16 protein-coding genes are annotated in these 20,506 nt (G+C 40.4%); 8 read left to right on the top strand and 8 right to left on the bottom strand.

Going from position 1 to position 20,506, the window contains the following annotated elements; genetic code table 11:
- Nucleotides 1–18 precede the first annotated feature (18 nt).
- Nucleotides 19–2,193 (bottom strand): transglycosylase domain-containing protein, encoded by a 2,175-nt coding sequence (locus BGP15_RS07675; RefSeq protein WP_286769148.1) that lies wholly within the window; start codon nt 2,191–2,193, stop codon nt 19–21.
- 524 nt (nt 2,194–2,717) lie between these two features.
- On the opposite strand from BGP15_RS07675, the gene BGP15_RS07680 reads away from it, so the two are divergent.
- Complete coding sequence (locus tag BGP15_RS07680) at nt 2,718–3,782, top strand: Mrp/NBP35 family ATP-binding protein (RefSeq protein WP_046673637.1); 1,065 nt, start codon at nt 2,718–2,720, stop codon at nt 3,780–3,782.
- 80 nt (nt 3,783–3,862) lie between these two features.
- Here the strand turns inward: BGP15_RS07680 and BGP15_RS07685 are convergent, their stop codons facing one another.
- The 5 genes from BGP15_RS07685 to BGP15_RS07705 form a co-directional block, all read right to left on the bottom strand.
- Complete coding sequence (locus BGP15_RS07685) at nt 3,863–4,630, bottom strand: exodeoxyribonuclease III (RefSeq protein ID WP_070561278.1); 768 nt, start codon at nt 4,628–4,630, stop codon at nt 3,863–3,865.
- A gap of 72 nt (nt 4,631–4,702) precedes the next feature.
- Nucleotides 4,703–5,461: a peptidylprolyl isomerase gene (locus tag BGP15_RS07690; RefSeq protein ID WP_046673635.1), complete on the bottom strand. Its 759-nt coding sequence runs from the start codon at nt 5,459–5,461 to the stop codon at nt 4,703–4,705.
- A gap of 58 nt (nt 5,462–5,519) precedes the next feature.
- Nucleotides 5,520–5,867 carry a hypothetical protein gene (locus BGP15_RS07695; protein ID WP_046673634.1) on the bottom strand — a complete coding sequence of 116 codons (348 nt, stop codon included), beginning with the start codon at nt 5,865–5,867 and terminating at the stop codon, nt 5,520–5,522.
- A gap of 37 nt (nt 5,868–5,904) precedes the next feature.
- Complete coding sequence (locus tag BGP15_RS07700; RefSeq protein WP_070561279.1) at nt 5,905–6,351, bottom strand: low molecular weight protein-tyrosine-phosphatase; 447 nt, start codon at nt 6,349–6,351, stop codon at nt 5,905–5,907.
- Between the two features lie 595 nt (nt 6,352–6,946).
- The gene (locus tag BGP15_RS07705; RefSeq protein ID WP_046673632.1) at nt 6,947–8,500 is read right to left on the bottom strand and encodes a Do family serine endopeptidase; all 1,554 of its coding nucleotides are present in this window, start codon (nt 8,498–8,500) and stop codon (nt 6,947–6,949) included.
- A 230-nt stretch (nt 8,501–8,730) separates the two neighbouring features.
- On the opposite strand from BGP15_RS07705, the gene dapF reads away from it, so the two are divergent.
- Together dapF and BGP15_RS07715 are read left to right on the top strand one after the other, a co-directional pair.
- Nucleotides 8,731–9,510, top strand: coding sequence for a diaminopimelate epimerase (gene dapF / locus BGP15_RS07710; protein WP_286769149.1), 780 nt, complete (start codon nt 8,731–8,733; stop codon nt 9,508–9,510).
- 253 nt (nt 9,511–9,763) lie between these two features.
- Nucleotides 9,764–12,649, top strand: a complete 2,886-nt coding sequence (locus BGP15_RS07715) for a DEAD/DEAH box helicase (RefSeq protein ID WP_286769150.1) — start codon at nt 9,764–9,766, stop codon at nt 12,647–12,649.
- A 7-nt stretch (nt 12,650–12,656) separates the two neighbouring features.
- Here the strand turns inward: BGP15_RS07715 and BGP15_RS07720 are convergent, their stop codons facing one another.
- A complete protein-coding gene (locus BGP15_RS07720) occupies nt 12,657–13,466 on the bottom strand; it encodes an AraC family transcriptional regulator (protein ID WP_286769151.1) in 810 nt (269 codons plus the stop codon).
- Between the two features lie 336 nt (nt 13,467–13,802).
- On the opposite strand from BGP15_RS07720, the gene BGP15_RS07725 reads away from it, so the two are divergent.
- Both BGP15_RS07725 and BGP15_RS07730 read left to right on the top strand, forming a co-directional pair.
- The gene (locus tag BGP15_RS07725) at nt 13,803–14,852 is read left to right on the top strand and encodes an HlyD family secretion protein (RefSeq protein WP_286769152.1); all 1,050 of its coding nucleotides are present in this window, start codon (nt 13,803–13,805) and stop codon (nt 14,850–14,852) included.
- Between the two features lie 11 nt (nt 14,853–14,863).
- Nucleotides 14,864–16,435 carry an MFS transporter gene (locus BGP15_RS07730; RefSeq protein WP_286769153.1) on the top strand — a complete coding sequence of 524 codons (1,572 nt, stop codon included), beginning with the start codon at nt 14,864–14,866 and terminating at the stop codon, nt 16,433–16,435.
- Nucleotides 16,436–16,677: 242 nt separating this feature from the next.
- On the opposite strand, the gene gltX is transcribed toward BGP15_RS07730, so the two are convergent.
- Nucleotides 16,678–18,198, bottom strand: coding sequence for a glutamate--tRNA ligase (gltX, locus tag BGP15_RS07735; protein ID WP_286769154.1), 1,521 nt, complete (start codon nt 18,196–18,198; stop codon nt 16,678–16,680).
- 121 nt (nt 18,199–18,319) lie between these two features.
- Between gltX and BGP15_RS07740 the strand changes: the two genes are divergently transcribed.
- The 3 genes from BGP15_RS07740 to BGP15_RS07750 are packed head-to-tail and all read left to right on the top strand — an operon-like array spanning nt 18,320 to nt 20,469.
- Nucleotides 18,320–19,549 carry a sensor histidine kinase gene (locus tag BGP15_RS07740; protein WP_286769155.1) on the top strand — a complete coding sequence of 410 codons (1,230 nt, stop codon included), beginning with the start codon at nt 18,320–18,322 and terminating at the stop codon, nt 19,547–19,549.
- The gene (locus tag BGP15_RS07745; protein WP_046673623.1) at nt 19,530–20,078 is read left to right on the top strand and encodes a DinB family protein; all 549 of its coding nucleotides are present in this window, start codon (nt 19,530–19,532) and stop codon (nt 20,076–20,078) included. The genes BGP15_RS07740 and BGP15_RS07745 overlap by 20 nt, the downstream gene beginning before the upstream one ends.
- Nucleotides 20,044–20,469, top strand: coding sequence for a hotdog fold thioesterase (locus BGP15_RS07750; protein ID WP_112375037.1), 426 nt, complete (start codon nt 20,044–20,046; stop codon nt 20,467–20,469). The genes BGP15_RS07745 and BGP15_RS07750 overlap by 35 nt, the downstream gene beginning before the upstream one ends.
- Nucleotides 20,470–20,506: the final 37 nt, after the last annotated feature.

A 20,506-nucleotide genomic window follows, 5' to 3' on the forward strand; every position in this document is an offset into this window, starting at 1 on the left:
CTTCTTTCGCCACAAACACTATTTGTGTGCGTCGTTTTGTTTTTCTTCTTTTTTACGTCCCAATATCTTGTCAAATAGCGATCGTTTTGGTTTCTCTGGTTCAGTCGCCTCCTCATCTTTCTTTTCCGTTAGATCCATTTGTTTTAGCTTCTTTGGAACAGATACACTTTCAATATTATCGGCAGGAGAGCTACTTTCGAGACGATCGAACAACAATGGATCATCTCCCATATCAAATACATCAACCGAATCTACCACAGCTGGTCGAGCTGCCCGCAGATGCGGTTGCAGAACAACTTCATAAAAACCATAATTTGAACTTGTTGAATCCACACTAATCTGCCCTGTTTTGGTCATAATATGACCATAGGTATTAAAATAGCGCAACATATTCCCTTTCAGGTGCCCTGTCCAATCAAAAAAGTTGAGTCCTTTTTTAGGTCGTGGAACGATACTGGACAAAAATATACTCTCTCCAAGCCCCAACTGTGCCGGTGTTTTTCCAAAATAATAACGCGCAGCTTCGGTGATACCATATACATTATTCCCCCATTCGATGACATTCAGGTAAACCTCGTACATGCGTTGTTTGCTGACTTGCTGTGAACGCTCCATCAGCCATACCAGCAAAATTTCTTCCAGCTTCCGCACAACGGTCTTATTCCGATTTAGAAAAACATTTTTTACCAGTTGCATAGATATCGTACTCGCCCCGCGCTTAAACCCTTTTTCCTTGATATTTGTAGCAATGGAGAGCTTAAAAGCCTTCTCCTCAAAGCCCTTGTGTTTAAAGAAAAAGGGGTCTTCTGTATTGATCAAACTAATCTGCATATAACGGGATATTTGATCTAGCGGTGTAAAATTAGGGTTTTGAGGCCCCACCACAATCTCCCGCATCGGCTTACCATCTTCGTAAGCTGTATACGTGAAAGGCGTATTTAGCATCGCAATATCAGCCTCTCCCCATTTAACGACTTTTAAATCCCTATCATCCATTTTGGAAGAGAAAAGAAGCTTTTCGGGCTTTTTTATTTCGAGCGCAAAGTTTAGATCGTATTGAATATGCCCCTCCACCTGAATACCGTCTAAACCTGGAAATAGTCCAACTGGCATGGCATCAAAAAAGTGCTGAGCCTCGATCTTATCTGTGTGAATAGCGAAGAAGAGCTCTTTCTCCGGCTTGTGCACATACTTGACATAAGGGGAAAACACAAAATCTTTGACCTGTACGGTACTTTCTTTACTCACTTCAATCGATGATGCTCCAATATTCAATGCCCCCTGCATGATGGCTTCAGGAAAGATGACATCTTTACTAGAAATACGCCAGTGATTTACTTTCAAATTTTTAAAGCCCCATTGCCCATGCAATTCCAGCAATTCCTTATTCCTCCTGTGCGCCTTGTCCAGTCGGAAGGATATTTCATCAAAACTTACTGCAAGACCAAATTTGCGTTGCAACAAGGGAAGATTGACCTCCTTTTTATCAGAAAAAAGGCGAAGGTCACATTCTTGATTATCCGAATCTATTGTTCCAGTCAGATTCCAGGCCGCTTCATGGTCGTTTAGCAGGAACTTCGTTTCCATATCTCCACCGTCGATCACCGCAGAGGGAATGACAATGCGCTGTGAAGTGCTGTCATCGCGATAGGAAAGCTCAAGGTTCTTGAGATCAAGATCATTTGGAACCTTAAAAAACACATTTTTCAACAATCGATCTGCTAAAGCTGCCAGATTCTGTTTTGGATTATCATTTTCTACGGTATCTTTTTTCTGTTTCTTGAATAAGAAATCGTAGTTACTGACCGAGTCTTTTTTAACAAGAGAAACGGTCCCATTATCCAAAATAACCTGCCCCAATTTTACGTCTCCGAATAGCAAAGGCCACAATTTTACAGATACCGTAAGATCATTGATTTGTGCCAATTGATCGCGATGTCTGGGCAACAATTGTATATTCTTAAACTGTACTGCACTAATTCCCTGGAAGGCATAATATTGGATCTTCAATTCCATATCATACTTTTCAAGCAACTTTGCTTTCGCTTTGTTGATTGCTCCCATGAGCATGGCATCTCTTTTCTGATAAGCATAGGTACCAACTGCAATAGCCAAAACCAGCATAGCAGCTAGCGCAATATAAAGCCATCGCCACTTGCGGGACTTAAAAGATGTTATAAATCGATTGGACATAATTATTACTTAATGCAAATTCGTGCATATCAACAGTCAAACTTAGATAAATTAGCTTTTATATGCAATTTAATTGCGTGGCATATATACGTAATTTATCGATCTCTCCTCTGCCTATTGAGGAATTTATTTATTGAGGAAATATACATGAAGTTTTTCTAAGCACACATAGACGGATAAAAATGATAAAAGCCATTCCGACCAATGGCATGACAACTTTCCAATAAGCTTATTTTCTAGCAGGAATTTACAACTTATTTTATAGGGATTTAAAACGGGTTTTATAGGGGTTCATCCGAATGAAGTCCGAATGAGGTCCCTATCAGGTCCCTATTAGGTCCCTATTAGGTTCGTTTAAAGAATAGGAATACTCACTTCATGTTTTGAACCTGAACTATGGAAGATTAATGTCCCATCCCTTTTAGTGTAATACAGCTTTCTAAATCCCATTAAAAACAAAGAAATGACATGAAATTGATCTGCAATGAGTAGTTTTGTAATCCGTGATTACAAATGAATAACAGATGGTTACCAAAGAACAAGTATTAAATGCATTATCCTATGTTGAAGAGCCTGATTTGAAAAAGGATCTTGTAACATTGAATATGATTCAAAATATCGAAATCGAAGGCCAAAAAATTTCTTTCGATGTCATTTTAACTACGCCAGCTTGCCCGCTTAAAGACCATATTGAGCATGCTTGTCGAAACGCTATAGCCCATTTCATCGACAAGAATCTCGAAGTTCAGATCAATATGACTTCCAATGTGATTGGGAAGCAAGGCGCACAAGTGTCGGGTATTAAAAATATCATTTTGGTATCTTCAGGCAAAGGTGGAGTTGGTAAATCTACGGTTGCCGCCAATCTAGCTCTTGCTCTCCATGCTAAAGGTGCTAAAACAGGACTTTTAGATGCCGATATCTATGGACCATCGCTTCCGATTATGTTTGGATTGGAAGGCGCTAAGCCAGGTTCGGTAGAAATGCCAGACGGACAGGTTAAAATTGAACCGCTTGAAAAATTTGGGCTGAAATTACTTTCAATAGGATTTTTCACCGATCCAAACCAGCCTATTCCATGGCGTGGTCCAATGACCACTTCAGCAATCAAGCAGCTTTTTAACGATGCGCATTGGGGCGAACTGGATTACTTGGTCGTTGATATGCCTCCAGGCACTGGTGACATCCATATCACCGTATCGCAGACATTCCCTATTGCCGGAGCTGTGATTGTCACTACGCCGCAGCACGTTGCCCTGGCCGACGCCGTCAAAGGAATTGGAATGTTCTTAATGGATAGCATCAATATTCCATTATTGGGCGTCGTAGAAAATATGGCCTATTTTACCCCGGCTGAGCTGCCAGAGAATAAATACTATATTTTTGGTAAAGACGGTGGAAAACGTTTAGCAGAAGAATATAAAGTTCCTTTCCTTGGTGAAATCCCTTTATTAAAAGGCATTTCTGATGCTGGAGACAATGGTTTCCCAGTTGCCATAGATACCGAAGATCCTGTAACGAAATCATTTTTAACGATTGCAGAGAAAGTTGCCCAGCAACTTTCCATTATCCATAGCCAGGGGAAATAATTAGTTAATAATGTCCCTCGTGCTTCACAAAAAAAGGCTTTCATGCATATGAAAGCCTTTTTTTGTGAGATGCCATCTAATTAGACGGCAAGCTCCAACAATACCGGGCAATGATCGGAATGGACAGCATCTGGCATTATGCTGGACGATTTGATTTTCTCTGCCAGAGGTTTTGAAACCATATTATAATCAATACGCCAACCTAGGTTTTTCGCACGTGCTCCAGCACGGTAACTCCACCAACTGTAATGGTGCGGATCCGGATTTAAATGGCGAAAAGAGTCGATATAGCCCGAATTAATAAAATTCTCCATCCATTCGCGCTCCTCTGGAAGAAATCCCGAAGAATTTGCATTTGATTTTGGATTGTGAATATCAATAGCACGGTGACAAATATTATAATCACCACAAACGACCAAATTCGGTTTTTCGACCAAAAGCTTATCGCTATATAACTGAAAATCCGCCAGAAAACGGTATTTAAAATCCTGTCGCACGTCTCCTGTCGTACCTGATGGAAAATAAGTACTCATCACGGAAACCTGATCAAAATCAGCACGGATAATACGTCCTTCAAAATCATAATCTTCATGGCCGCAACCATACTCAATATGCTTAGGTGTGATACGCGTAAACAAGGCGACTCCGCTATAGCCTTTTTTTTGAGCGGGATACCAGTAATGCTCATAGCCCATCTGTTCCAACAAAGCAATTTCAGGAATTTGATCCGGTGTAGCTTTAATCTCCTGAAGACAGATGACATCTGCATTTACAGTTTTCAACCAGCCTAACCAATCTTTCTTCAAGGCTGCACGTAAACCATTCACATTATAGGTTACTATTTTCATTTTTTGAATATTGAGATGCTAAATAATAAGGGAAAAAGCTCTTCAACCCCTGATTTGCGAATCATAACGACATTAATAATCCTTGGAAGAGAACAGATCACCAATTTTAGAAAAGATACCCGTCTGAGGTTTTAGACCTTTTAGTTCTCGCTCCAGGTTTAACGCTTCTCGTCTTGTGAGCACGTGCATGCTCATTTTTTGGTCGACTTCTGGCCTATCGTGCTTATCGGTTTTCACAGCTGCAATCTGATCGATGACATCAACGCCTTTGACCAGCTCACCAAATACGGTATAATTCCAATCCAAATGCGGAGCTCCACCAATAGTCGTATACGCCTGACGTTGCACTTCCGAAAATTTCTTACCATTCATTCGTGTTTGCTCCAAACGATCGAGGTCTTCAGGGGTGAATACCTTTCCCTGAACGAGATAAAATTGAGAACCCGAAGAAGCCTTTGCGGGATTATTATCTCGAGCCGCTCCGATAGTACCTTTTTTATGGAATAAACCATCCTGAATCTCTGCAGGAATTGTATACCCTGGTCCTCCATTACCCAATTGAGCGCCGCCAACGGCATTTCTTGAATCAGGATCACCACCCTGAATCATAAAATTCTGGATGACACGATGGAACAAAGTCCCGTCGTAATATTTACTTTTTGCCAATTTGACAAAGTTATCCCGATGTTTAGGTGTCTCATTATACAACCGCAGCACACAGGTCCCCTTGTCAGTAACGATCTGTACATATTTAAACTCGGGTTTAGCCGCAAATGCCAAAACCTGCAAAAAGCAGAATACTGCTATTAAACTAGCCTTTAAAAATTTCATCTGTTAATAATTATATGCTCCCAATTAGAACTTCCAATTTTTTCAATTGTGCTATCTTCTAGATAACGTTTAATTCCTCAAAATAATTTATGATCAAGGACTTCATAATCAGTTCTTGTTCCAAAAGCGTATAGTTAGGAATAGGTTTTACCAATTCCCAATGTGGCCACCCCTCTTCATCAAGACCTTTCAGATTATAAAATCCCATTGCACTGAAAAGACGACAGGTCGCAATGTGCATCAATTCTTCTTTTTCCCGTTTTGAGAACTTTTGAGCACCTTTACCCAATTCCTGAACACCAATGAGGAATAAACAGACTTTGATGTCCGGCTTTTCCATATCGAATAGTGAAGCAATTTCATCCTGTAGAATGCTCCACTTCTTATTTACTTCTGCTGCCTTCATTTTTTTGTTTTAAACAAACTAAGATAAATAAATACACTTATGCCGTTAGATTCCCTCCTTTTGCAATAACCTCTGCACAGCGCTGATCAATCATCTGAAAAACTGGATCGAACAAATTATCGTCAAAATACGGATCGGGAACAACATCATCTCCTAAAAACAATTTCACTTTGTTCAGGTCTTCCTTATCAATCACCTGAGCGCATACATCTTCATAATTTTGTCTATCCATCACAAATATTAGATCATATTCGGCAAAAAAATGCGGCTTGAAATGTCGGGCCCGCTGACCGGAAATATCGACACCATACTTCTTTGCAATGGCTATCGCCCTACGGTCGGGTGCTTCACCAATGTGCCAGTCACCTGTACCCGCCGATTCAACGACCCAATTTAATTGATTATCCGCAACTTTTTGTTTTAATATACCATGTGCAAGGGGCGAACGACAGATATTGCCCAAACAAACCATTAAAATCTTCATCTCTATAATTTTAAAAAACTATCAAGCAATCGCGATACCGTTGACTGATCCAACTAAAGGACGCAAAGAACGCCTTTAGCCCATATAATCAGGCTCTCATTCTTGTCGATAGCAAAATATATAATAAATCATCAGGCCAGAAAAACGCAGCTTAACAAGTACTGGCGCTGTTCGGCACTTCATTCCGCAAAATAGCTAAACTAAAATTATTAAGGAAACAACCAGCTTAAAATTGACCTACATGTTACCAAGTGACATAGCATTTCCACCAAATTTTCCTGATTTCGCATACAAAAACAGCGGAAAAACCCGCCTAAAAATCATTCTGACCAATAACTGAGTTCATTAAAGCCAATGAAATTAAACAATGCTTAGTAAACCAAGCATAGCGAGTTCATTACTCCCTTAATGAAAAAACGTGATCATAATACAAAGGATAAAACCTTCATGACTTCGCAGCCACCAATAGCAATGAAAGCAAACTGAAGGTTTTTTCTGGCCAATAAGATCAGACACTTTCAGAAAAAAAAGGTGGCCTAACCTTACGGCTAGAACCACCTAAACTATATTAATCAACCAATTCTTAATTCAACGCTTAATATTCTACTGGGAAGCTCAATTGAACAGCACCACCTTGAGGAGATACCCCTTTCAATCGCACAATATTACGTTGTGTTGCGCCAAGCGCAGTTTCAACATCGTCTACTGTATTTACAGCTTTTCCATTAACCTCAGTAATGACCAATCCACGCTCTACACCGAAGTAATCAAAGATGCCACCACGATTCACTTGGGTCACAACAACTCCAGAGTTGACACCCAGCTCTTTTTTCTTCTGAGCTGAAGCAGGTATAAAGCTTGCACCCAATTTATTGTAAATCTCCGTTGCACTTTTAGAAGCTTTACCGCCGGTATTTGCGGTCTTCAAGGATTCTTCCCCTTTCAATGTCATGGTTACTTGTTTTTCCTTACCATCACGTTTGTAGGTGACATTGACCTTATCTCCAGGACGCGCACGACCTATAGTTTCACTTAAGACAGGTGAACCTGTGATCACTTTTCCATTAATCTTGGTCAGGATATCTCCTTTTTTAACACCTGCAGCCTCTGCGGCACCACCAGCTACAACGTCTTGAACATACAAGCCATCAACATCTGTAAAACCTTTCTCTTTAGCAAGTTCAGGTGTTATTTCGGTATAGGTAACACCGATATAACCGCGTTTTACATTACCGTATTCGACAAAGTCATCGACAATCTTTTTCACCAAATTGACCGGAATCGCAAAACCATAACCCGCATATGTTCCTGTCGGAGAAGCGATAGCAGAGTTAATACCAATCAATTCTCCCGAAGCATTCGTCAACGCACCACCACTATTTCCTTTATTGATAACAGCATCTGTTTGAATAAAGGATTCTATCGCTGAACTCACCGGGATTTGATCCTGTCCACCACCAAATGGATTACCACGTTGTTGCTGACCTTCACTCAGAATACCGATCTGACGACCCTTTGCACTAATGATACCTGCGGTAACTGTAGATTGAAGCCCTAGCGGGTATCCAAAAGCCAACACCCATTCACCGACATTGACATTATCTGAGTTACCTAACTTGACCACAGGAAGCCCCTTGCCTGACACTTTCAACAAGGCTAAATCTGTATTCGGATCACGTCCGATCAATTTGGCTTCAAACGTACGTTTGTCTGTTAATACGACTTCAATTTTATCTGCATCTTCTACGACGTGGTTATTCGTTACAATATAACCATCATCCGAGATAATTACACCTGATCCGGATGCCTGCACAGGTTGCGCCTGCATTTGACGACGTCCACCACCTTGTGGCATGCCAAAAAACTCTTCAAACATATCGAACGGAGAACCTTGCGATTGCTGTGATCCTTTACGGCTATAGGTTGTCTTAATATGCACTACACCTGGCGACACTATTGCGGCAGCCTGGGTGAAATCAGGATTGCCTGTTGAAGACATAACTCCTGTAGGATTGTTTGCAAAATAAACTTTTTGTTTGTCTTCGAAAGACATACCATCCAACTTCTTATTCTCAATAAGCTTGTAACCACCTAATGCTACCGCTCCACCGAAAACAGCCGTTAATAGCGTTAAACCGACCTTATTCATAAACTTATTTCTATTTTAAAATGTCCTAATATATGCTGATAACTTTTGCTCCTAAAATTACCGATTTTATTCGGATATGTTCAAATGTAATACCATTTCAAGGCCTTCGGAAAATCCGACACGTTAAAAAATGTTAATTGCTAGACAAATGCAATCATTTTAACAAATCTTAACTTTTACCCGGTTTTTTGTAACAAAAAAACGTATTTTTGTTACTACAAATCAACGTAATGGTATCAAAAGTAAGATTTTCAAAATATCAGGGCGCAGGAAATGACTTCATTTTAGTAGACAACCGCGACAGTGCATTTGACCGCGCAGATGAAGCATTGGTAGAAAAACTCTGTAACCGTCGATTTGGCATTGGTGCCGATGGCTTAATGCTGCTTCAAAACAAGGAAAATTACGATTTTGAGATGATTTATTATAATGCCGACGGCAGAGAAGGCAGCATGTGTGGTAACGGGGGCCGTTGTATCGTCGCTTTTGCACGCGACTTAGGCATCATTACTGACAAAACTGTCTTTTTGGCAGTAGACGGCATACACCATGCCTCGCTAGCAGCAGACCTTGTCAACCTGCAAATGATCGATGTACAAGATTATACACGTGATGGTGAAGCTTATGTATTACAAACGGGGTCTCCACATTATGTTGAGTTTGTAAAAAATCTGCAGGATAAAAATGTCTTCCAAGATGGCTACGCAATTCGCAACAATGCTACTTATGAAAAAGAAGGCATCAATGTAAATTTCATTGAAGCGGAAGGAGATGGTTATTTCCTCCGTACTTTTGAGCGCGGTGTTGAAGATGAAACCTATGCCTGCGGCACTGGAGCAACTGCAGCAGCGATGGCTGTTGCCCTGCAGCAAAATTTAGAAGGTGATATCACTATTCCTATCCGCGTATTAGGAGGGCAGCTTTATATTTCATTCCATAAGAAGGGCTCCCATTTCTCAGAGGTATTCTTAAAAGGTCCAGCACAATTTGTCTTTGAAGGAAACTATTAGATTTTTACTCCTATAGCGAGTCAAGCTAATTACAACTCAAATTTTCAACTCAGGTAAATCAAGCCGTGAAGGACGACCTGTTATCTTTGGCATTTAACGATACCTGTGAACAACTTCATAATGAAGGTTAGTACAGGATCTTAACGAGGCTATCCCTTGGAATCGATTTTTAAAATTTCAACGTGCAAATTGCAATTAATGGTATATTTTATTGTATATTAGAAACCTTTATTTATAAGGTCCGCTATTTTTAATGCAACAGTCAAAGTCATTTCCAGTATATAAAATCGTTTATTCTATATGTGAGCATCCCTATCTTGGCTATCTTATTGAGCCACACATGGTCAAACTCAATCCCAACGGGACTTACTCACTACGTTATCAGCGTATATTTAGCAATACTGTCGATGCTTACGCCGCGGAATTGGATGAAGTAGATTACAAACTGATTCGATTGCTCGATGAAATCGAACAAACGAATCTCATCAAAAAATACTATAAAAAAGCAATTAGACCTGTCGATTTCTTTTCCAAAGTTTTCGATAAAAAGTTGTATGAACTTCTTCGGCCTAAAATAGATGAAAAAATGATCCAATTTTTTGAAGCTATTGGAGACAAACCACTTTTCATGATGAGCAAAGATGGTTATCCAGCAGATCAAGAAATTAAATTGGCAACCTCTGCGGCATCGATTCTATTTCATTTTCGACGAAACGAAGAAGAAACACGTTATTTCCCGACAATCAAATACGAAAATCAGCGTCTGGAGTTTATGTTCAAAAATGCCATTGTCTTGACCAATGTACAAGCATGGTTACTTTTAAACAATACCCTGTATTATTTCGATCAGGCCCTTGAGGGCAAGAAGCTCAGCCCTTTCCTGAATAAACGTTACATTTCTGTCGGTAGAAGCACTGAAAAAAAATATTTCGAAACCTTTGTATGTGGACTGATTGAACGTTATCATGTCTATGCCGAAGGATTTGAAATTCAGACCCACCAGCACCAAGCAATTCCACTCCTCCATTTGATTTATGTCGAGGATGGAGCCTCGCAATTACAACTGCAATTCAAGTACGGACCGCATACCTTTACCGCGGGAGCCGAGAATAAGGTTACTGTTCGTATGGAATATAATGCGCAAGATGATCAATATATATTCCACCGTGTCAAACGATCGTTGCAATGGGAAGAACAACAACATGAAAGCTTAAAAAAATTGGGACTACAGGATGTTGATCTCCAACTCGGCTTATTAACGCCAGCAAACCAAACTGGAAAACGGCTTTCAGTATTTGACTGGATGAACAACCATCAAGAACAACTGGAGGCTCTTGGATTCCACATTATACAAAATAGTGAAGAAAAACGCTTCTTCATAGGGCACACCTCCTTAGATATCTCCATTGATGAAGACAATGATTGGTTTGATATAAGTGCTATCGCAAAATTTGGGCCCTATGAGATTCCATTTATTCAGCTGCGCAACCATATCCTTAATAATATTAAGGAATTCACCTTACCAAATGGAGAAATTGCCATGATTCCGGAAGAATGGTTTGCAAAATACAACCATCTCTTCCAATTTTCTGCAGACCGACATGAGCTCAAACTAAATAAGGTACATATTGGTCTACTCTTTGAAATTAGTGAGCATACAAAACTGGTATTTACACGAAAACTACAGAATCTAGCCAACTTTGAAGAGATTGCTGATATTCCCGAACCAAAACATTTCAAGGGAAATCTTCGCCCATACCAAAAAGCAGGATACAATTGGTTTAATTTTTTGAAGCAGTATAAATTTGGCGGCTGTCTTGCAGATGATATGGGTTTAGGTAAAACCATACAGACTTTAGCGTTATTGCAACAGCAAAAAGAACAACTCCAAGACGAACAGGATGTCCGTACCTCACTTTTGGTCTTGCCAACATCATTGGTATACAACTGGCAAAAAGAAGCACAGCAATTTGCGCCACAGCTTAATATTCACCTTCATACCGGAAACAACCGCATTAAAGATGCCTCGCTTTTCGCTAAATATGATTTGGTCATTACTACCTACGGGATTGCCCGCATTGATGAAGAAACCTTGAGTGGCTTTTATTTTAATTACATTATCCTCGATGAGAGCCAGAATATCAAAAACCCAACTTCCAAATCGTTTAAAGCCATCAAAAGCCTAAAAAGCAAAAACAAATTGGCCTTGAGTGGAACTCCTGTAGAAAATTCCGTTTCGGATCTTTGGGCACAGATGCACTTCACCAATCCAGGATTACTAGGAAGCTATACCTATTTTCAGAAGGAATTTGTACAGCCCATAGAAAAGAAAAAAGATGAAGAAAAGGCGCAGCGTCTTCAAGCGATTGTCAAACCTTTTATATTAAGACGTACAAAAGATCAGGTGGCAACAGAATTACCGCCAAAAACTGAACAGGTACTTTATTGTGAAATGACTGAAAAACAATCCGAGTTGTACGAAAAAGTCAAATCTGAATATCGCAATGCCATTCTTGACGGACAATTGGACAGCAAGCCAAAATCTACCCAAATTGCGCTGTTGCAGGGCTTGACAAAGCTCCGACAATTAGCCAATCATCCCCGAATGGTGGATGAGAAGTTCTCGGGTGCTTCCGGCAAGTTCGACGCTGTCATTGAAACGCTTGAGATGGTCATGCAAAGGGGCAACAAAGTACTGATTTTCTCCCAGTTCGTAAAACAGCTCAATATCTTCCGTCAGTATTTCGATAATAAAGGAATAAATTATGCCTACCTAGATGGCGGCACAAAGAACCGGGATGAAGCCGTTAGCCAATTTCGTAAAAACAACGATACTAAGTTATTTCTTATATCGATAAAAGCAGGTGGGGTGGGACTCAATCTGATTGAAGCGGACTATGTTTTTATTCTGGATCCGTGGTGGAATCCAGCTGTGGAACAACAGGCCGTAGACCGTTCACACCGCATCGGTCAAACGCGCAATGTGTTTATCTATAAATTTATCAGTAAAGATACCGTCGAAGAAAAGATACTGGCTTTACAGAATAAAAAGAAATCGATTGCACAAAGCCTGATCACGACAGAAGAAAGCTTTATCAAGTCACTATCTCAGGAAGATCTGCAGGAACTTTTGGCCTAATAAAATATTACTGTTTATATTCATTAATCTTCGCCATATATATCGATGGACGGATACCCGTTACACGCGTAAAAATATTACTAAAAGAAGACAGCTCGTTGTATCCCACGCGCATGGCTATTTCTAGAATGGAATAGCTATTCTCTGACATCAGCTCCAAAGCTTTTGCAATTCGTATGGCTCTTAAAAACCGAATATAACTGATGCCCATATCGTCTTTGAAAAGTCTGGACAACGAGCGGCTACTCATTCCAAAGCGAGCCGCAATCTGTTCTATGGTAAAGGCCTGATCAATGTTGCTGTTCAGATATCTAGCCACACTCCTGAGTTTCTCACTTTTAGGATAGGGATGCTGCATCGGGAAAGCATCTATTGGTGAACTTGTATCCGGAATGATAGCCATCATCGCGCGCAAGAGACAGTATTTTGAATAATCGGCCGTTTTACTGACCCCTCCGCTCCAATCCTGAGCAAATAAAAACATTTCACGCACCAGATCATTGCTAAGAAATATATTCGGTACTGAAAGTACGGACGGCATCTGCTGCCGCTCTTTGAAATAAAAACTATATAGCGGGATACGGGAGCTTGTGCTTTCCAGATGATAGGTTGTATTTGCCGGAATCCACATGTAAAATCTTGCCGGTAAGTACCAGTGCTTTGTTGCTGTAAACACATGAACAATTCCACCTTCGGCATAGAGCAACCGTGCCTTTTTATGTTTATACTCCCGAGAATCGATACGATCGACATACATGTGGTCTACATAAAAATCATATTGATCAGCATCAATAGCTGCCAGTTTTTCCTCTTCCATAACTTAAAATTACACTTTTCCTACAACATGGCGCAAATGAACATATATTCGTCCGACTATACAAAACAAAACGTTTCTATCTCACAGTATCTTTGTACAGCCATATGCTCATGTGCTCAGAGGAAATTTGCTCGTATTCCGAGTACTCCTGTTTAAGTCAAATACAAAACCAGAAAAATTGCTACTTCGAGTACAGCATAGCTGAACTGGATGAATGGCTCCGAGACTTTTTGAGCTGGAAGCTTTGATGATTTTAAGGTAAAGGATACGTCAAGCACATACAAAGGAATAAGCACAGGCAAAGCAAACAATTGAAAAACGCGCAATTAAACAACAATGAATAAAGAAGATAAAAAAGACAAAACAAAAGGATTTAATAAAGTGCTCGTCATATTTGCCAGCCTATTATTATTGACCGGTATTGGCGTCTTAGTCAGACACCTCATTTTTACTAATCAGTATGTCACGACAAATGACGCTCAAATTGATCAATATGTTACACCCATTGCCAGTAGAATCGCTGGTTTTATTAAAGAGGTACGATTTGAGGAAAATCAATATGTTCATCGAGGCGACACGCTGCTTATTATAGACGCGAGCGAGTATCAAACCAAGGTGGATATGGCGAATGCCGAACTCCAAAGTAGTGAGAGAAATGCCGAGGTTCTCAGCAAAACAGCCGATGCGGCAGCTAATAGTATTTCGGTTCAAAAGGCAAGATTAGAGGCTGCAAAAGTAAGTGTATGGCAGACCCAACAGGATTACAATCGGTTCAAGAATTTATTTGAAGCTGAGGCTGCCACCAAACAGCAGTACGATAATGCCAAAGCAGCATACGATATCGCATTGGCGCAATTGCACGCCATTACGGAAGAATATAATTCAGCTCAACTGAACAGCAGCAAAGAAAAAGCAAACGAATTGCCGGCAAGAGCTAATATCAATATCAAAAAGGCTGCGAAAACAAATGCACAGCTTTTTCTCTCCTATACCGTAGTAACCGCACCCTACGATGGCTTTGTTGGCAAACGAACGATCCAACCAGGACAATTTGTAAAGGAAGGCCAGACACTAGCCAACGTCATTAGCGAGGAAAAATGGATCAACGCTAATTTTAGAGAGACTCAACTCGAAAACCTTTCAGAAGGTACTGTAGTCACGATACAGGTTGATGCCTTTCCCAAACTTAGTTTTAAAGGAAAAATTCACTCTTTTTCCCCAGCATCAGGTTCCAAATTTTCCGTGATACCTCAAGACAATGCAACCGGAAATTTCGTAAAGATTGAACAACGGATTCCTATTAAAATTGTATTTGATCCAAAACAGGATCTTAAGAAATTGCGTGCCGGTATGAATGTGGTTATCCATGCTACCCATCAATCCTAATCATCATGCGTATGAATAAATCTTTATACTATAGTTGGGTGCCCGAATGGATAAAACTTCCGTTAATGATATTAGCGATGTTCCCACATCTCATGTTAATGTCTCTCTTCCATTCCAATACGGCATTTACCGCTTCGGTACTGGACATTGAAGCCGAGGATATTCAGTATTTTCTATCCCTGATGTATGGCGCCATTGTCGTTGCTTTACTTCTATTTCAGCGGCTATTTTCCTTCTTCAGAGTAAGAACATATATTCTTTTGACCTGCAGTCTTTCCATTTTGATCCTACTAGGCATTTCGCTGACAAGAGATCCATTTCTTATTGGCATTCTGCGCGTGGTAGAAGGTATTTTCTGTGTATTGGAAGGAGCTTGCTTTCTTCCCTTGCTTATGATGCAAATTAGGCATGCCAAAAGCCGTACGATTGCTTATTTTTTCCTGTACACCTTTATGCTTACGGGATCAACTTTAACGACCTCCTTACTCAAAGAAAGTATTATGGATTACGGATGGCAAGATATGATCCACGTCGTCCTCTATTGGCATTTGATTGTGATTGCAATAGCTTTGCTGTTACTTAACAATAATCGCTTGGGTAAAAAATTCCCCCTCTATCAATTAGATCTGGCAAGTTGCTTGTTTTTATTGATATCATTGAGCTGTGGAGCTTATGTCTTAATTTATGGTCGCAAATACTATTGGTTTGAACACGCCAATATCACCATAAACTTCGCCCTTTCCCTTATTTTCGGCGCACTCTTTATGATTAAACAAAAGACGGTCAAAAGACCCCTTTTTCATTTTGAGATCTTGAGATACAAAAATGTGATCTTTGGTGTTACCCTGTTTTTTCTGTTTTATATTATTCGTAGCTGCCTCAATAATGTTTATACTGTAATGGCTACAGTTTGGAAGTGGCCCTGGCATTATATTATTGATGTACAGTACATCAACGTGTTTGGCACAATACTGGGTGTCGGTAGTTCAGGTTTTTTACTCCTGCGCGATGTATCTCCTAAATATATCTTTGGTTTCGGCTTTTTGATTTTGGCGACCTCATGTTTTCTATTTGTACCCACATTTTACCCTGACACCACAATTTGGGCAATCGGTCTTCCTTTGTTTATTCAAGGAATAGGTCAGGGATGGCTCTTTACACCGCTTGTTATCTATATCTTGACTGGTGTCGAATCCCATCACGTTGGCAATGCAGGTCTTATGGGCACAACAGCTCGGTTCTGGAGTACGAATGTCGGATTTTCTCTTATCCAAAACGTCAGTTATGTACTAAATCAAAAACATTATATTCAACTCGAACAAACATTGAATACAAGCAGTCCCCTAACAATAAACTATTGGGATACATTAATGGAGAAATATGCCGGAATATATGGCGATCAGATAGCAAGCCGTATTGCCAGCAAAAGTATTTCGGGAACCCTAAGTCAGCAAGCAACGTTAATCAGTAACATGGAGATATTTACTTATCTAGGGATACTAGGAATACTAATAACGGGGCTAATATTTTTATTCGGCCCAGCCAAAACACTTTTCATGCGCCTAAGGATACCATACTTGTAAATGAGGCCGCTCCCCCCCTATAGACAAGCTCCATGATTTCGCGAGCAACAACAGTTAAGAAACCGAACGGAAGATTCTTTTTGGCTAATCAACCGCGTATCGCGCGCGCATTGATGACTTAATCGCGCATTGATGACTTGATAAAAACAACAGCAATCAATAAACAACCGCTTTCAGAAAAAAGGGGCTGTTTGCATAGCAATGCAGACAACCCCTTTTCGGTATCTCGTACTTAAAGCTATTTAAGCATCGAATTCTTTAAGTGCTTTTTTCACACGCGCTATGACCTCTTGTTGACCAAGTAATTCAACAATCTGAAATACATCTGGTCCAAACTTACCCCCTACCAGCATAATCCGGAATGGCATCATAAGCTCACCCATCTTCATCCCTGATGCCTGAATCGCATCTTTGAAGAAGGTTTCCAATTCAGCAGCCTTCCAGGTATTAAATCCTTCGAATGATTGGTTAATATGCTCAAAAAATGCTGTTTTCTCAGCAGACCATTTAGGTTTTACGGCGCTCAAATCATATTCCGCAGGTTGCGAGAAGAAGAAGGACGCCTGGCTCCAAAAGTCTTCAACAAAGGTTAAACGTTCTTTCACGGCATCCAATACCCGGCTCACATAAGCGGCATCGGCTTCGACTTGATGATGCTCCAAAACTGTATTGATCTGTGGCAACAGAGATTCTGTCGATGTGCGTTTAATCCATTCATGGTTGAACCATTTTGCTTTTTCAAAATCAAATTTTGCCCCAGCTTTACTGATACGGTCAACACCAAATTTCTGGATCAATTCATCTAAGGAGAAAATCTCCTGTTCAGTTCCATCATTCCAGCCCAACACCCCAAGCATATTGACAAAAGCTTCTGGCAAGAAGCCCATCTCACGGAATCCTTTTGTTGTATCACCAGATTTCGCATCAGTCCAGTTCATTGCATAAACAGGGAAGCCCAAGCGATCGCCATCACGCTTACTTAATTTACCATTTCCATCTGGTTTCAGAATTAATGGAAGGTGTGCCCAGTCGGGCATGCTATCACCCCAGCCGAGGTATTCCCACAATAAAATATGGATAGGCGCCGAAGGCAACCACTCTTCACCACGGAAAACATGCGATATTTCCATAGCTTTATCATCGACAACAACTGCCAGATGATAAGTCGGCATGCCATCTGCTTTAAGCAACACCTTGTCATCGACAAGATTTGTATCAAAAGCAACCTTTCCACGGATCATATCAGTGAATGTTACCGTTTCATCGGTAGGAATCTTTATACGAATGGTATGCGGAGTCCCCGCATCCAATAATTGTTGAGTTTCAGTCTCAGACAGACTCAATGAATTACGCAATTGAAGTCTATTTTCGTGGCTATAGCGAAAATTAGGCTGCAACTTACGTTGCTCATCCAATTCCTCTGCAGTATCAAATGCATAATAAGCATAACCATTCTCGATCAACTGCTCAGCATATTTCCGGTAAGATGGTTTTCGCTCACTTTGACGGTAAGGTCCGTACTCGCCCCCTTTTAACGGGCTTTCATCTGGAGACAGACCACACCATGCTAAACATTCGTTGATATACTCCTCAGCACCTGGGACAAAACGAGTTTGGTCCGTATCCTCGACACGTAAAATAAAATCTCCCTGATGCTGACGCGCATAGAGAAAATTAAACAAAGCTGTACGTACCCCACCAAGGTGAAGACCACCTGTCGGGCTCGGTGCAAAACGCACTCTTACTTTTCTTTCTGAACTCATGCCGCAAAATTACCACAAAATTTTTGATTTGGATGGTACGTTAACTTCTTCAATGAAATAAAAGTGCAGAAAACAGACATTTATTCAGTAATTTGCAAATGAAGGACACGAATACGTAATCATGAAACCCTATCAGATTAGCCAGCAACGCTGGAAATTTATCTTGCTTATCTTTGCAGCAGTCATTGCTGTCGCCTCTTTGGTTTATACCAACTACCTCGTTCGAAATCTTGCGCATGCCGAACGTTCAAAGGCTGAGGTATGGGCTATGAGTACCAAAAATATCATGACCATGCCCGACGTTGATGATGAATTCATTACGTTTATTTACGCCGTAAGAGACAGTCTCAATTTACCAGCAATTATTACTGACGATAAGGAAGACATTATTTTCTGGCGTAACCTCGATTCCACAAAGACAAATATTAAACCCGGACACAACGACAGTGTTACAAAACATCTCGATTATGATCCGGCATATTTTCAAAAGCAGCTCGCGTTTATGAAGAAGAGCCATCCTCCGATTACATTGGAATTGGAAAATGGTCAAAAATGGCATGTTTATTATAAGGATTCTTGGTTTTTGCAACAGTTAAGGGTGTTTCCTTATGTACAATTATCATTGATTGCCCTCTTTCTCATTATTGCCTATACGGTTTTCAACTCCATCCGAAAATCTGAACAAAATCTAGTTTGGGTCGGATTAACCAAAGAAGCGGCTCATCAGTTAGGCACCCCTATTTCGTCGCTGATGGGCTGGTTAGAATTGATTCGCATAAAATTTGATGCCGAAGACGATGACACGCTAAATGAAATGGAAAATGACATTAAACGACTTGAAATCGTCGCTGACCGCTTCTCCAAAATAGGATCTACCCCCGTACTGACCAACCATAACCTCTATGATGTCATCAAAAATTACATGGATTATTTTCGCATACGAACCAGTAATAAAATTGCTTTCGAATTAAAAGGAGACACACATCTTGAAGCACAACTCAATATTCCACTCTTTGATTGGATTATCGAAAATTTATTGAAAAACGGAGTAAATGCCATTGGCACAGAAGGAAAGATAACTGTTAATATTTCAGAAAATATTGCGAAAGAAGAAATTTTTATAGACATTAGTGATACGGGCAAAGGAATTCCGAGATCTAATTTTGAATCTGTTTTCCAGCCGGGTTTCACAACACGGAAAAGAGGTTGGGGGCTTGGCCTTAGTCTGACAAAAAGAATGGTGCGGTACCACCAGGGACAAATTTTTGTAAAAGAATCTGAAGTAGGTAAAGGAACAACATTTCGAATAATCTTAAAAAGCAATTTAAAATATGAAGCCACTCAAATCTGACGAATATCCAGCAGTCTACGCACCTTATATTGAGACTGTCGTCGATAACGTGTTTGATGCACTAGAAGAACAAACGCTCTCCTTTCCAGCATTTCTGGACACGATTCCTGAGGAAAGAGGTAATTTTAAATACGCCGAAGATAAGTGGACCATCAAAGAAGTTGTTGGCCACGTCATCGATAATGAGCGTATCATGGCTTACCGGGCATTGCGTTTTTCACGTAATGACCTTAAAGAGCTTGCCGGGTATGACCAAGACTATCTCATTCAATATTCCCGTTACAACGACCGTACATTAGAAAGTTTAAGCAAAGAATTCACCTTTCTTCGCAAAGCTAACATGATGCTTTTCAATAGTTTTAACGATGTGGAACTAGAACGTAAGGGCATGGCATCTGAACGGCTGACAAGTGTAAAAGCGCTTTTGTATGTCATTGCGGGCCATCTCAATCATCACCGCATTATTATCCAAGAACGTTATTTAAACTCAGACGATGTCAAAAATTTGGTTTCAGCATTACAGCATTGAGGAAATTAACGTATTCTTCAATAAATATCTGTCAGGTCTGCTCGAAATTCAAGCAACAGAAATAGATGACAACTCCATCACGGCGACCATGCCTGTAACAGATAAAGTCAAACAGCCGCACGGCATTTTACATGGCGGTGCTTCTGTCGTTCTGGCGGAATCTTTGGGAAGTATCGCATCCAATCTCGTGGTTGACCCTGACAAATACCGCGGTGTGGGACTTGAAGTAAATGCCAATCACATACGCCCGGTCAGTAGCGGTGTAATCACCGCGAAATGTAGTCCAATACACATTGGTCGGTCCACACATATTTGGGAAATAAAAATGTACGACCGTTTCAACAAATTAAATTGTATCTCAAGGCTTACAGTAGCAATCGTTCCAAAATGAAGAGGACTGTCTGGCTCCTGCTAACTCGATTTATCAA

Origin of the sequence: Sphingobacterium sp. 40-24 (assembly GCF_001899705.1) — a bacterium.
GTDB lineage: Bacteria > Bacteroidota > Bacteroidia > Sphingobacteriales > Sphingobacteriaceae > Sphingobacterium > Sphingobacterium multivorum.